Here is a 13,815-nt window from a genome sequence, read left to right on the forward strand (position 1 = left end):
AGGGCACTCGGTCCCATTTCAGCACTCAAGGAGTGGATTAGCCCATGCCGGCATTCAAGACTATTGACGATATCAGCAACCCAGCGGGCAAGCGCGTTCTCGTACGCGTCGATCTCAACGTACCGGTTGCCGACGGTAAGGTAACCGACAAGACCCGCATCGAGCGTGTTGCCCCGACCATCCTTGAACTGTCGAAAAAAGGCGCCAAGGTCATCCTGCTTGCCCATTTCGGTCGCCCAAAGGGTGAGCCTGTCGCCGACATGTCTCTCTCGCTGATCGTCCCGGCCATCAACGAAGTGCTCGGCACCAAGATCCTCTTCGCCGCCGATTGCATCGGCCCCGACGCCGAAAAGGCCGTCGCATCGATGAAGGACGGCGACATCCTGCTTCTGGAAAACACCCGCTTCCACAAGGGCGAGGAAAAGAACGACGCCGAGTTTACCGAAGCGCTTGCCGCAAACGGCGACATCTACGTCAACGACGCCTTCTCTGCCGCTCACCGCGCTCACGCATCGACCGAAGGCCTCGCGCACCATCTGCCCGCCTATGCTGGCCGCACCATGCAGGCCGAGCTTGAGGCGCTGGAAAAGGGTCTTGGCGCACCGGTTCGCCCGACAGTTGCCATCGTTGGTGGTGCAAAGGTATCGACCAAGATCGACCTGTTGCAGAACCTGGTAAAGAAGGTCGACGCGCTCGTCATCGGCGGCGGCATGGCCAATACCTTTATCGCGGCAAAGGGCATCAATGTCGGCAAGTCGCTCTGCGAACATGATCTCGGCGAAACCGCCAAGGCAATCATGGCTGAAGCCGAAAGCGCCGGTTGCGCCATCGTCCTCCCCGTCGATGCTGTCGTTGCCCGCGAGTTCAAGGCCAATGCAGCAAACGAGATCGTCGCCATCGACGCCATCCCGGCCGATGCCATGGCCCTCGATGTCGGCCCGAAGTCGGTCGAAGCCATCAACGAATGGATCGGCAAGGCCTCTACGCTCGTCTGGAATGGCCCGCTCGGCGCCTTCGAAATCACACCCTTCGACGCAGCAACCGTTTCGGCAGCAAAGTTCGCAGCGGCACAGACCAAGGCCGGCAAGCTGACATCCGTTGCAGGTGGCGGTGACACGGTCGCAGCCTTGAACCATGCGGGCGTTGCCGACGACTTCACCTACATCTCGACGGCAGGCGGCGCTTTCCTTGAATGGATGGAAGGTAAGGAACTGCCCGGCGTGGCAGTTCTGTCCAAGACGGCCTGATTGCTGTTTATCCACAGCTTGACCACAACCAGAGTGCGCGGACATGGCTCCGCGCATTCGCGTTTCAAGACCCCTTTAAATTTTTTAGATGTTTTAAACGATTGAATTGAATTCAATCGTTTCAAATATTTAGCCGTGGATTTACTTCCGCCCTACATCTGTTATCGCCTCAGATATCAAGTGTTGGAGATCGACAAATGACCGAACGTCTGGAAGATATTGCACTCAAGATGGTATCGAACGGCAAGGGCCTTCTGGCCGCCGACGAGTCCACCGGGACGATCAAAAAGCGCTTCGATAGCATCGGGATCGAGTCTACCGAAGAGAGCCGCCGTGACTACCGCGAGATGCTCTTCCGCACCGAAGCAGCGATGAAGAACTGCATTTCCGGTGTCATCCTCTATGAAGAAACCCTCTACCAGAAGGCAGCCGACGGCACTCCGTTCGTCGACATCATGACCGCAGCCGGCTCGATTCCTGGCATCAAGGTTGATATCGGCGCGAAGCCGATGGCGCTTCACCCGCACGAATTCATTACTGAAGGTCTCGATGGCCTTTATGAACGCCTCCGCAAATATCGTGAAGCCGGTGCCCGTTTCGCCAAGTGGCGCGGCGTCATCACCATCGGTGACCAACGTCCGAGCTGGGGTTCGATCAAGGCCAACTCGCAGTCTCTCGCTCGTTATGCAGCGCTCTGCCAGCAGGCTGACATCGTGCCGATCGTCGAGCCGGAAGTGATGATGGACGGCACTCCCGGCGACCATGACATCGACCGTTGCGCCGAAGTTACCCAGCACGTACTGCAGACCGTCTTCGCCGACCTGTTCGACGCCCGCGTCGATCTCGAAGGCATGATCCTGAAGCCGAACATGGTCATTGATGGCATCAAGGCCCGCAAGGCTTCGGTGGAAGAAGTCGCCGCACGCACCGTCAAGGTTCTGAAGGCCACCGTTCCTGCTTCCGTACCGGGCATCGCCTTTCTGTCCGGCGGCCAGACCTCGGAAGAAGCAACGGCGCACCTCTCAGCCATGGTTGCCGGTTACGATCTGCCCTGGAAGCTCACCTATTCCTATGGCCGCGCGCTGCAGGAAACCGCTCTTAAGGCATGGGGTGGCAAGTCCGAGAATGTTGCAGCCGGCCAGCGCGCCTTTGCGCACCGCGCCGAAATGAACACGCTCGCCGCCAAGGGCACATGGAAGAAGGATCTTGAAAAGGCTGCGTAAGCCAAGCCTTTTCACCGAAATCGTTGCAGCCGGTCCGCAGCCTTGATTTGGCGCGGATGCTGCAGGGAGGGAGAAAACCGCGTCGGCAACGGCGCGGTTTTTCCGTTGATTGATACCATAACAAAGTTTGACTGGTGAGCCGCATCGCAGCCGCTTAAGCATCGTCCCTCACCCTTGGAGGATGCCATGCCCAAAGTCGAATTCGTCACCGTCGATGTTTTCACTGCCGAACGCTTCACCGGCAACCCGCTTGCCGTCATCACCGATGCACGCGGACTGACCACGCAGCAGATGCACGAGATCGCCACCGAATTCGGCTATTCCGAAAGCACATTCGTGCTGCCGCCAGAAGATCCGGCCAACAGCGCCCATGTCCGTATCTTTACGCCGACGCTGGAAGTTCCCTTCGCCGGCCATCCCAATGTCGGCACCGCTTACGTTCTTGGCCAGGAGACGAGCCTGTTCGGCAAAGCCATCGGCGACAGCCTTCGTTTCGAGGAAAAAGCCGGCCTCGTCGAGGTCCAATTGAAGCGCGAAGATGGCAAGGTCGCCGCCGCCTCGATCCGCGCCCCGAGATCGCTCGAGATCGGAGAGACGGTTGCAGCAGAGCTTGTGGCGCGCTGCGTCGCTATCGAAACGGAAAATGTCCGCACCGATCGGCACCAGCCGGTCTTTGCCTCTGTCGGTCTCGGCTTCGTCCTTGCCGAACTGGATGGCCTAGACGCCCTTGGTCGCGCCCTGCCGGATCTTGCTGCCTTCCGGGAAACAGTCGCCCGTCATCCCGGCGACGGCCTCGGATTTTCAGTATTTCTCTATGTCCGCGGTCCGTCGCGGCCGGACCATATCCGTGCACGCATGTTCGCTCCACTTGACGATGTTCCGGAAGATCCTGCAACCGGCAGTGCATCCGGTGCGCTCGGCGCATATCTGGTCGCCAACATGCCCGAGGCGGATATCAACACCCAACTGACAATCGAGCAGGGCGTGGAGATGGGCCGCAGGAGCATCATCGAACTCGATGTTACCAAGCAACATGGCAAGGTAACCGATGTGCGGATCAGCGGCCGCTCTGTCTTCGTCATGCGCGGCAGCATCGAATGCTGATCAGAAGAACTCCCGCGCGAGCAGCGCAATGGTCCAGATCACAAAAGCAAGCACAGCAATTTTCCAGAAGTCCATGCGACGCTTGAGGCCGGGAAAGCCCAGCGGCCTTATGATCTGAACGACCATGCCAAGCATGAGCAGGATGGAGATTGCTTTTGTCATTGTTCGCCCTGCTGCGATCTTTTCGCGTCTCGCCACAGGGTAGACATTTTTAAACTCCACCACAGATAGGCTTTGGGAGGGGCAAGCAAATCAACAGCGAGCCCCGTCCCTCGTTACCGTTCCCTGCGGCAAGGCGCAACACGTCTGACGGCAGGGAAATGTGCCATTGATTGTTTGACACGAACCCATTTGTGAGACGATGAGACGAAACCTGCTTCCCGTCCTCGCCCTTTTATCCGGAACCCTTTTTCTATTCCTTGGCAACGGCCTCCAGGGCCTGCTCCTGCCCTTGAGGGGCTCTCTCGAAGGCTATTCCAACGAGACGCTTGGCCTGCTCGGCACGACCTGGGCTGCGGGTTTTGTCATCGGCTGCTTTGTTGCACCGAACGTGGTGCGACGGATCGGCCATGTCCGCGCCTTTTCCGGCTTCCTCGCGCTGATCTGCCTGAACGTGCTTCTGACCGGCCTGCTGGTCGATCAGACGGCATGGCTGACGTTGAGAGCCATCACCGGCTTCTGCACCGCCGGCACCTCGATGATCATCGAAAGCTGGCTGAACGAGCGCGCAACACCGGAAAGCCGGGGCACGATCTTTTCCTTCTACATTTCCATCACGCTCTTCGGCGTCGTCGGCGGCCAGATGCTGGTCCCCTTTTCGGACGTGACAACGACGACGCTCTTCATGATCTGCGGCATTCTCTACAGCATCGCAGCGCTGCCCACGACGCTCTCAAAAGCCGCCTCTCCCCAGCCGCTCAAACGCGCCAAGCTGGATCTGAAGGGGCTGTTCAAAAACTCGCCGATCTCCTTCGTCGGCATTCTGCTGATCGGCATTGCCAATGGCGCCTACGGCACTCTGGCCGCTGTGTTCGCAAACCGCGCCGGCCTCTCTCAAGGGGCAGTCGCCGCAATGGTGACGATCACCATCTTTGCCGGCGCGATCATGCAGTTTCCGGCGGGCCGCCTCTCCGATCGCATGGACCGTCGCTACGTGCTGGCAGGTCTTTCCGCCGCTGCAGCACTGGCGGGACTGGTTGTCGCCATGGTGCGGCCGACTGACGCCTACGGGATCATCGTGCTGGTCTCGATCTACGGTGCCGCGGCGAACGCGCTCTATCCGATCGCGGTTGCCCATGCCAACGACTTCGCCTCGCCCGAGGACTTCGTCAAGGTTTCCGGCGGCCTGCTCCTGCTCTACGGCATCGGCACTATCATCGGCCCGACACTCGGCGGCCCGGTCATGACCTGGGCCGGACCTTATGCGCTCTTCCTCGTCACCGCGATCGCGCATATCCTGATCACGGCCTATGCCATCATCCGCAGCCGACAGCGGGCACCGGTACCGGCAGAGCATCGTGATGCCTATACGGTCGCTCCGGCCGCAACATCGCCGATGACGACCCCGGAAAGCCTGGCGCTCGACCCGCGTGCAGCGCAGGCGGAAGGCACGACAGAAGACCGGAGGAACTGAGGATGACATTTTTCGACGACGACCGGCCGGCCAAGAAGCTCGCCCATGAGATCGGCTCGGATCTTTCCATGCTTTCGGTGGGCGATCTCGATGCTCGAATCGATCTCCTCAGAGAGGAAATCGCGCGGCTGGAAACCGACAAGCAGAAGAAACAGGCCGGCCGGATGGCGGCCGACAACTTCTTCAAGAAGTGAGACGATCCGAAAATGCCCAAGTAAAGCCTGGGGATTTTAAGTGGATATTAATCATTAACAGACATTATAAGACCGTCCAGGCTTCCTGGACTCAGACAGTTTCACCACCCGGCGAATGGTCTGATTTCTCCCTGTTTTACCTTGAGAGCCGCCTTTCCGCGGCTCTTCTTTTTTGGTACGTCGCAAAACTGCTTTACTCGGCCGTGTAGAGACGCCTCGCAGGCTCTCTTGCAGTTTCCGAAAATGTGTTCCAAAACAAGAACATCCGCATCGGTTTACCGCTTCTTGTGGGTATTAACCTTTCCTTAATAAACGCCTTGCGGATTTCAATTATAAAGATCATGTTCAAGTCAATGAGGGCGGCGATGGAACCTTTCGCTACATCCCGCCATTGCCTCATCGTGGTTGCGTTAGCAGGATGACATTCATGCAAGAACAGGGTCTGAATACCGTCAATTTCGCCGGTCGCGCAGCGAATTCCTCGCAGTTCAAGACACTTTACTCCGAGGGCATGTCCCTGGTGGAAGAGACCGCGACCTATCTCGACGGAACGGGTCGTGCCGCATCGAAGGTCCTGCCGCGTATCGCCTCGGTTCTTTACGCCGCTGAATCCATGCGCCTGACGACCCGCCTCATGCAGATGGCCTCTTGGCTGCTGCTGCAGCGCGCCGTAAACAATGGCGAAATGTCGAAGGATCAGGTTCTCGCCGAAAAGAACAAGGTTCGCCTTGACGGTTTCAACGTCGACCGCAACGCACCGGGCTGGAACGAACTTCCGGAAGGTTTCCGCGATCTCGTCGAGCGCTCTTTGCGCCTGCAAAACCGCGTGGCCCTTCTCGATCGCGAGATCTATCGTCCGTCTGACGCAGTTGCCGTTCCGGACAACGAAAACAGCGTCCGCTCGCAGTTGAACCTACTGCAGACGGCCTTCGGCAACTGATCATCGATCAGCCAGTTGCTCCAGATATTCAAGAATTTCAGTGCGGCTTCTCAGCCGCACTTTTTCGTTGGGAAACTCTTCGAACATCCGCAAATGACTTTCGAACGAATTCCAGTTGTTTTTCCGCTCCCGATACTTCGACACCCAATCGAGCAATTCTGCGAAGCTCTCGTCGCTTTCTCCGCGCTGTTTGCCCCTCGCCCTGATATTGGCGATGCATTCGTCTTCCGGCAGATCGAGAAACACCAGTGTCGTCGCGCGCGGCAGGATGACATTGACCAGCCAGCCATAGACGCCTTCGATGATCCATCCTGAGGTCAGCGACAATTCCCGCACTTCTTCGATGACGATCGCCTTGTCACGGGCAATGCCGTCGCCATGCGGGCCGGGTTGCCAGTAGACATCATCGAGATGCACGGGAGCGCGGTCGAGGTATAACGACAGCTTGCGGGCGAGCCATGTCTTGCCCGAACCGCCATTTCCCATGATCACTACCCGGCGAAGGGCCTCATATTGCTTGTCTTTTATCATGGCACTCCCCTTGAGCCCTGCCATGACACCAAACGAAAAAAGCCCGGCTTTCGCCAGGCTTTTTTTGGTCCGCCAACGTTAAGGCTATTAGAGGCCGAGGCCGCCGAAACGCTTGTTGAACTTGGAAACGCGACCACCACGGTCCATCAGCTGCTGGTTGCCACCAGTCCATGCCGGATGGGACTTCGGGTCGATTTCAAGGTTCATCGTGTCACCGGCCGAACCCCAGGTGGAGAAGGTTTCGTACTCGGTGCCATCGGTCATGACGACCTTGATCTTGTGGTATTCGGGATGAATGTCAGCCTTCATGTCGATATTCCTGCTCTGCGGGGTCTCCATGCCGCATTTGCGATCACCGACCCTCTTTAATCAATGAAGCCGTAGACCAGCACGGTCACGGCTTCCCAATTCGATGCGGAGCCTATACAGGAAGGTCGCGACTAGCACAAGTACCCGCAAGGCCAAGATAAGAGGGCCTCTACAGCGTTCTTTGTCCGACATCAATGGCGGGCAGCGTGCGTTGAAATATTAGAGTTCGCGTATTGTGAAAATGACGATGCGCAAGCAGGAGTTCCCGTGGCAGACATGTCTGAGACCGAAAAGAAGAATCGCAGCCTCAAGCCCCTCGCCCGACTGATCCCCTATCTTTCCCGTTATCGAAGGCTGGTTGCTTCGGCTCTTTTCTTTCTGGTTCTGGCGGCCGCGACAACACTTGCTCTTCCGCTCGCCGTCCGGCGCATGGTCGATCATGGATTCGCGTCTTCCGACGGCCATTTCATAAACAACTATTTCGGCATGCTGCTGATCCTTGCCATCCTCTTGGCGCTGGCCAGTGCCATGCGGTATTACTACGTGATCACCATCGGTGAACGCGTGGTGGCCGACCTGAGGCGCGAAGTCTTCGCCCATGTCACCCGCCTTTCCGCATCGTTCTTCGACGTCAACCAATCGGGGGAGATCGTCTCGCGCCTGACAGCCGACACGACCCAGATCAAGTCCGCCTTCGGTTCGGCCGCCTCCCAGGCTTTGCGCAACACCATTCTCTGTCTCGGCGCCATGGGCATGATGATCTATACCAGCCCGTGGCTTTCCGTCATGGTGCTCGGCGCCATTCCGGTCATCGTCTTTCCGATCGTCGGTTTTGGCCGCAATGTGCGTCGCCGCTCCCGCGCCGCACAGGACACGCTGGCAGAAAGCTCGGCTTTCGCATCGGAGACCGTGGCGGCGACCCGCACCGTTCAGGCCTTCGGCGGCGAAGAGATGGCAGGCGTGCGTTATGCCTCTGCTGTCGAGAATGCCTATGACGCCGCCCGCGTCGCGATCCGTTCGCGCGCACTTCTAACCGGCTTTGCCATTCTCCTCGTCTTCGGCTCGATCGTCGGCGTCTTGTGGTATGGCGCGCAGAGCGTTCTTGCCGGCGAGATGAGTGCCGGCACGCTTGGCCAGTTCGTGCTTTATTCGGTGATCGCCGCAAGCTCGCTCGGCCAGCTCTCGGAAGTCTGGGGCGAGCTTTCCGCCGCCGGTGGCGCCGCCGAACGGCTGACCGAACTTCTGCACGAAATCCCGGCCGTTCAGGACCCGGAACAACCGGTTACCCTGCCTTCACCGGCCCGTGGCGAAGTCGAGTTCGATCAGGTCTCCTTCGCCTATCCGGCCCGTGTCAGCGCGATTACGCTGAACAGCCTGTCCTTCAATGTCAAAGCCGGTGAAACGATCGCCATCGTCGGCCCGTCGGGTGCCGGCAAAAGCACGATATTCTCGCTTCTTATGCGGTTCTACGACCCACAGACCGGATCGGTGAAACTGGACGGCGTCGATCTTCGCGATGCTTGCATCGAAGACATCCGCTCGCGCCTGGCAATCGTGCCGCAGGACGTGACGATCTTTGCCGCATCGATCCACGACAACATCGCCTTCGGCATGCCGGGTGCTAGCCGCGAGGCCGTCCGTGCCGCGGCCATTTCCGCCCAGGCTGACGAGTTCATCGGCAAGCTCGACCAGGGCTATGACACCATGGCCGGCGAACGCGGCATCACCCTTTCCGGCGGCCAGCGGCAGCGTATCGCGATTGCCCGGGCGATCCTGAAGAATGCGCCCGTCCTGCTTCTGGATGAGGCGACCTCCGCGCTCGATGCCGAAAGCGAAACTCTGGTACAGCGCGCGCTTGACGGGCTGATGGAAAACCGCACGACGCTCGTCATCGCCCATCGCCTGGCAACCGTCCTCAAGGCTGACAGAATTCTCGTGCTTGAGGACGGTCGCGTTGTCGAGGAAGGAACCCATCAGAGCCTAGTCGCCAAGGGTGGACTTTACGCCAAGCTGGCGCGCCTGCAGTTCCATGATCTGGAACAGCGCAGCGTAAGCGCTATCTGACCGATAAACAGGATTGAGACTGCATGATTGTCGAGCCACTGGACCCGAATGCCCCGCTCGAGCAATTGCTGGACAGTGTTCAGTATCAGACCTTCCTGTATTTCTGGGAAGGCGCGCATGCAGATAGCAAGCTCACCTATGACAAGCGCTGGGTAAACGGCGCGATTGCCACCAACATGATCTCCATCAGCGGCACCGGTTTCGGGCTGATGGCGATCCTTGTTGCGGCAGAGCGGCAATGGGTGACCCGCGATGAGGCGCTGGAGCGGATCAGCCTCATTCTGGACCGCCTGAACCTCGCAACCCGCTATCACGGCGCCTTCCCCCACATGGTCGATGGTGCCACCAGCGAGACCGTCCAGTTTTCGCAATATGACGATGCCGGCGACCTTGTGGAAACCGCCCTCCTGTTTCAGGGCCTGATCTGCGCGCGAGAATATTTCACCGGCGCATCGGAAACCGAGCTGGCTCTGCGGGCAACTGTCACGCGGCTGTTCGACGAAGTCGAGTGGGACTGGTTCACACGCGGCAAGGACGATGGTCCGCTTTACTGGCACTGGAGCCCGATCCACAACTGGACCATGAACCTTCCGATCAAGGGCTGGAACGAAGCGCTCTCGGCCTATGTGCTGGCGGCTGGTTCTGACACGCATCCGATCAAGCCGGAAAGTTACCATGAAGGCTGGGCGCGCTCCGGCGCGATGAAAAACGGCGAAAGCTATTTCGGCACCGAACTTCCCCTCGGTGAGCCTCTTGGTGGCCCGCTGTTCCTCTCCCAATATTCCTTCTGCGCACTTGATCCGCGCGGACTGTCGGACCGCTATGCCGATTATTGGCAGCAGGCCGCGGCGCATACGAAGATCAACCGGGACTACTGCCTCAGCATCCCGGCCTATAAGCAATACGATGTCTGGGGCCTGACGGCTTCGGAGGCGCCGAATGGCTACAACGCCAACTCTCCGACGTCAGACACGGGCGCCATCGCCCCGACCGCGGCACTGTCGAGCTTCCCCTTTCAGCCGGCGGAGGCCGAAGAGGCCCTGCGCGCCATGATCCGCTACGAGCATGGAAAGCTGTTCGGATCGTTCGGTTTCGTCGATGCCTTTGCCCCGGCAATAGACTGGCTCGCGCCAACCTATATCGCCATAGACCAGGGTCCGCTCATCGCCATGATAGAGAACCACCGCTCCGGCCTTTTGTGGAGCCTGTTCATGAAGGCGCCTGAAGTGCGGCGCGGACTGGAGCGCCTCGGCTTCACCTCAAGCCACTATACGGCATGAGGACAGGGCCTATTCGGCCCGCTCGAATACCCATTTCACCACATATTTGCCGTTCGGCTTCAGCTTGGTCTTCGTCTTCATCCTGACCGGTCCGCCGAGCGCTGCTTCGGCCTGATCAAACATTTCGCGCGCTTCGGCAATTACCTGATGGTAGGTGCTATTGTCACGGCGTGGCGTATCAGCCACCGCCTTGATCAGGGCGTTGATATCTCGTTTTTGCGCAACCATCGATCAGCGTTCCGTCAGCTTCAATTCGATACGGCGGTTCTGAGACTTCGCTTCTGGCGTATCGCCCGGAGCGATCGGCTGGAATTCGCCGAAGCCGGCAGCGACAAGCCGGTTAGCCGGGACACCCTTCGAAATCAGATACTTCACAACCGAAGTTGCGCGGGCGGATGAAAGCTCCCAGTTGTCGCGATAACGCCCCGCACCGGAGAGCGGCGAATTATCGGTATGGCCGTCGACCCTGAGCACCCAGTTGATTTCCGCCGGTATTTCCTTGGCAAGCTCAAGCAGGGCCATTGCCAGCTTGTCCATTTCACCATGCCCGGCATCATCCAGCTCGCTGCCACCGACCGGAAACAGCACTTCCGACTGAAAGACGAAACGATCGCCGACGATCCGGATATTTTCGCGATCCGAGAGGATTTCACGCAAACGGCCGAAGAAGTCGGAGCGATAGCGGTTGAGTTCCTGCACGCGGGCAGCGAGGGCAACATTCAGGCGGCGGCCGAGATCCGAGATCTGCGCCTGCGAGGTCGCATCCTTGGCTTCCGATGCCTGTAGCGCCTGCTCCACCGCTGCAATCTGTGCGCGCAATGCTGCGATCTGCTGGTTAAGAAGTTCGATCTGACTTGCCGCGCGCTGGCTGATCTGCTGCTGGCTGTTCAACTCGCTGGTTAGCTCACCGACTTTTGCATTGGCGGCCGCACTGCTGCCGGCGCCGTCATTCAAAAGCTGCTGCAGACGCGAGCGATCGCTTTCCACTGCAGCCAACGAGGATTGAAGGTTGGCAAGCTGATCTTCGAGATCCTGATTGCCGCTCTTTTCCAGCGCCAACAGGTTTGTCAGCTCTGCGATCTGGCTGTTTAGGCGGTTCAACACCTCGTCGCGACCGGTGATCTCGCGGCTGAGCAGAAACTGCGCCAGCACGAAGACCGTCAGCAGGAACATGATCGCCATGAGAAGAGTGGACAGCGCATCCACGAAGCCCGGCCAGAAATCGACTGTGCGTTCGCGACGGCGGTTCTTGGCGAGCGCCATCGCTTATTTCCCCCCGATCTTGTCGGAAAGCCGGTCAAGCGTGCGGCGCATCGCCTTGGATTCTTCCTGCTGCGCCTCGATCCAGTCACGCAGCATCTGCTGCTCGTTGCGCATGTTCTTCACGAGCCCCTGAATACCTTCCGCCAGATTGGCCATGGCAGCCATCGAACGCTCGCTCTCGGCACCGTCACGCCCGGCCTTGGCCTGGACGGCGGCAAGCTTGCGCAATTCAGCGGTCAGAGCCTTCAACTCGTCTGCGGCGCCGTTATCGCCATTGGCGATCGGCCCGTCGTAACCAACGTCGGTTACCGAAGAGAGCCAGTTTTCGAGTTCCGTATAGAAGCGGTTCTGTGCGCGGCCGGCCTGCAGATCGAGAAAGCCTAGAATCAGCGAACCGGAAAGGCCGAGCAGCGAGGACGAAAACGCCGTGCCCATGCCGGCGAGCGGCTGGGCCAGCCCGCTCTTGATTGCGCTCAGAATGTCGTTCGAGCCGCCCGACGACGGATCAAGCGCACCGATGACGTCGCTGATCGAACCGATCGTTTCGATCAGACCCCAGAACGTGCCAAGCAGGCCGAGGAAAACCAGAAGGCCTATGAGATAGCGCGAAGTATCGCGCGATTCGTCCAGTCGCGTGCCGATCGAATCGAGGATGGAGCGATAGGCGACAGTCGATAGCGCCACCTTGCGGCGGCGACCGATCAGGGTGCGCATCGGGGCGAGCAGGCGCGGTTCGCGGCCCACCTTGTCGGCATTGCCGCCGGCGGCCCGGAAGGAATTGAACCAGCCGACTTCCCGCGCAAGACTGATCACCTGCACGAAGACGAGCAGGATACCGATTGCCAGAACGCCGAGGATCAGCCCGTTCAGGCCCGGATTGGTCTGGAACGCGTGCGCCGCCTGTCGGTAGAGGATCGACGCGACGAAGCCGACAAGCGCGAGAAAAATGAGCATCGTCCAGAGGAACGACGCAGGATTGGAGAGCTTGTGTTTATAGCCGCCGCGGCCGGTTTCCGACTCGTCCAGATCATCCACTGTCGCATTCGCCATAATACGCCTCGACTCCGCTAAATTGAGCGGAGGCTAGTGTAAAATTGCGACGAATTGAAGTGCGCAAGCATTGGAAAACAGTGCGCTATCCAATAGCGCGCACTGAATTCCCTATTGCCTCAGCGGCTCGGCACCGGACGATTGACGACTTCGACCAGTGCATTACGGATCAGTTCGTTGCCAGCGATCACATTGCGGGCCTCGAACATGTTCTGCGCGCCCTTCATGTCGGAAACGAAGCCGCCGGCTTCGCGAATGAGCAGCAGGCCGGCAGCCATATCCCACGGAGAAAGCTCGGCTTCCCAAAAACCGTCAAGACGACCGGCAGCGACATAAGCAAGATCGAGAGCCGCCGCACCCGCACGGCGAACGCCTGCGACTTCACCCATGACATGACGCAGTTCGACGAGGAACTTGCCGTGGTTGCCACGGCCCAGATGCGGAATGCCGCAGCCGATGACGCAATCGGACAGCACCCGACGGGCAGCGACACGGATACGGCGGTCGTTGAGGAACGCACCGCCGCCCTTTTCCGCCGTATAGAGTTCATCCACTGCCGGATTGAACACGACACCGGCAACGATCTCGCCATTGCGCTCGAGCGCGATCGAGACTGCAAACTGCGGAATGCCGTGGAGGAAGTTGGTCGTGCCATCGAGCGGATCGACGATCCAGCGATGCGCACCGTCGGTGCCCTTTTCTTCGCCACCCTCTTCACCGAGGAAGCCATAGGTCGGGCGAGCCTTCATCAGCTCGTCACGGACGATCTTTTCAGCTTTCAGGTCGGCCTGCGAAACGAAGTCGCTCGGTCCCTTTACGGAAACCTGCAGATTCTGCACCTCACCAAAATCTCTGGTAAGCGATTTGCCTGCCTTCAAGGCAGCCTGCACCATGACATTGAGAAGCGCTGAACGGGCCATTTCGGAATCCTTGAGCCCCGGAATCCGGATGACCGGGAGAGCGGGCGATACTGATTT

15 protein-coding genes are annotated in these 13,815 nt (G+C 59.2%); 8 read left to right on the forward strand and 7 right to left on the reverse strand.

Annotated features, from left to right (window positions below):
* Positions 1–44 precede the first annotated feature (44 nt).
* The 3 genes from ACI3K0_RS04425 to ACI3K0_RS04435 all read left to right on the forward strand — a co-directional run bounded on the left by ACI3K0_RS04425 (position 45) and on the right by ACI3K0_RS04435 (position 3,574).
* Complete coding sequence (locus ACI3K0_RS04425) at positions 45–1,247, forward strand: phosphoglycerate kinase (RefSeq protein ID WP_148143568.1); 1,203 nt, start codon at positions 45–47, stop codon at positions 1,245–1,247.
* Between the two features lie 197 nt (positions 1,248–1,444).
* Positions 1,445–2,470 carry a class I fructose-bisphosphate aldolase gene (locus ACI3K0_RS04430; protein WP_148143565.1) on the forward strand — a complete coding sequence of 342 codons (1,026 nt, stop codon included), beginning with the start codon at positions 1,445–1,447 and terminating at the stop codon, positions 2,468–2,470.
* A gap of 186 nt (positions 2,471–2,656) precedes the next feature.
* Positions 2,657–3,574, forward strand: coding sequence for a PhzF family phenazine biosynthesis protein (locus ACI3K0_RS04435; protein WP_183821118.1), 918 nt, complete (start codon positions 2,657–2,659; stop codon positions 3,572–3,574).
* Here the strand turns inward: ACI3K0_RS04435 and ACI3K0_RS04440 are convergent, their stop codons facing one another.
* Complete coding sequence (locus ACI3K0_RS04440; protein WP_183821117.1) at positions 3,575–3,736, reverse strand: hypothetical protein; 162 nt, start codon at positions 3,734–3,736, stop codon at positions 3,575–3,577. It abuts the gene before it with no gap.
* A 199-nt stretch (positions 3,737–3,935) separates the two neighbouring features.
* On the opposite strand from ACI3K0_RS04440, the gene ACI3K0_RS04445 reads away from it, so the two are divergent.
* The 3 genes from ACI3K0_RS04445 (at position 3,936) to ACI3K0_RS04455 (ending at position 6,341) form a co-directional block, all read left to right on the forward strand.
* Entirely contained in the window at positions 3,936–5,207 is a 1,272-nt protein-coding gene (locus ACI3K0_RS04445) for an MFS transporter (protein WP_404944975.1), read from the forward strand.
* A 2-nt stretch (positions 5,208–5,209) separates the two neighbouring features.
* Positions 5,210–5,401, forward strand: coding sequence for a DUF1192 domain-containing protein (locus ACI3K0_RS04450; RefSeq protein WP_183821115.1), 192 nt, complete (start codon positions 5,210–5,212; stop codon positions 5,399–5,401).
* A gap of 427 nt (positions 5,402–5,828) precedes the next feature.
* The gene (locus tag ACI3K0_RS04455; RefSeq protein WP_183821114.1) at positions 5,829–6,341 is read left to right on the forward strand and encodes a DUF1465 family protein; all 513 of its coding nucleotides are present in this window, start codon (positions 5,829–5,831) and stop codon (positions 6,339–6,341) included.
* Here the strand turns inward: ACI3K0_RS04455 and ACI3K0_RS04460 are convergent, their stop codons facing one another.
* Together ACI3K0_RS04460 and rpmE are read right to left on the reverse strand one after the other, a co-directional pair.
* Positions 6,342–6,872, reverse strand: coding sequence for an AAA family ATPase (locus ACI3K0_RS04460; protein ID WP_286193986.1), 531 nt, complete (start codon positions 6,870–6,872; stop codon positions 6,342–6,344). It abuts the gene before it with no gap.
* Positions 6,873–6,959: 87 nt separating this feature from the next.
* Positions 6,960–7,181 carry a 50S ribosomal protein L31 gene (gene rpmE / locus ACI3K0_RS04465; RefSeq protein WP_112454588.1) on the reverse strand — a complete coding sequence of 74 codons (222 nt, stop codon included), beginning with the start codon at positions 7,179–7,181 and terminating at the stop codon, positions 6,960–6,962.
* 276 nt (positions 7,182–7,457) lie between these two features.
* Here rpmE and ACI3K0_RS04470 point away from each other — a divergent pair, with 276 nt between their 5' ends.
* Positions 7,458–9,245 (forward strand): ABC transporter transmembrane domain-containing protein, encoded by a 1,788-nt coding sequence (locus tag ACI3K0_RS04470; protein WP_404945116.1) that lies wholly within the window; start codon positions 7,458–7,460, stop codon positions 9,243–9,245.
* A gap of 23 nt (positions 9,246–9,268) precedes the next feature.
* Positions 9,269–10,525 (forward strand): glucoamylase family protein, encoded by a 1,257-nt coding sequence (locus ACI3K0_RS04475; protein ID WP_404944976.1) that lies wholly within the window; start codon positions 9,269–9,271, stop codon positions 10,523–10,525.
* A 9-nt stretch (positions 10,526–10,534) separates the two neighbouring features.
* Here the strand turns inward: ACI3K0_RS04475 and ACI3K0_RS04480 are convergent, their stop codons facing one another.
* The 4 genes from ACI3K0_RS04480 to ACI3K0_RS04495 form a co-directional block, all read right to left on the reverse strand.
* Positions 10,535–10,753 carry a hypothetical protein gene (locus ACI3K0_RS04480; protein WP_404944977.1) on the reverse strand — a complete coding sequence of 73 codons (219 nt, stop codon included), beginning with the start codon at positions 10,751–10,753 and terminating at the stop codon, positions 10,535–10,537.
* A gap of 3 nt (positions 10,754–10,756) precedes the next feature.
* Positions 10,757–11,788, reverse strand: coding sequence for a peptidoglycan -binding protein (locus tag ACI3K0_RS04485; protein WP_404944978.1), 1,032 nt, complete (start codon positions 11,786–11,788; stop codon positions 10,757–10,759).
* A 3-nt stretch (positions 11,789–11,791) separates the two neighbouring features.
* Positions 11,792–12,838, reverse strand: a complete 1,047-nt coding sequence (locus tag ACI3K0_RS04490) for a flagellar motor protein MotA (RefSeq protein ID WP_206823038.1) — start codon at positions 12,836–12,838, stop codon at positions 11,792–11,794.
* A 119-nt stretch (positions 12,839–12,957) separates the two neighbouring features.
* Entirely contained in the window at positions 12,958–13,758 is an 801-nt protein-coding gene (locus ACI3K0_RS04495; protein WP_148143541.1) for an inositol monophosphatase family protein, read from the reverse strand.
* Positions 13,759–13,815: the final 57 nt, after the last annotated feature.

The organism is Rhizobium sp. ZW T2_16 (assembly GCF_044987325.1).
Lineage (GTDB): Bacteria > Pseudomonadota > Alphaproteobacteria > Rhizobiales > Rhizobiaceae > Neorhizobium > Neorhizobium cellulosilyticum.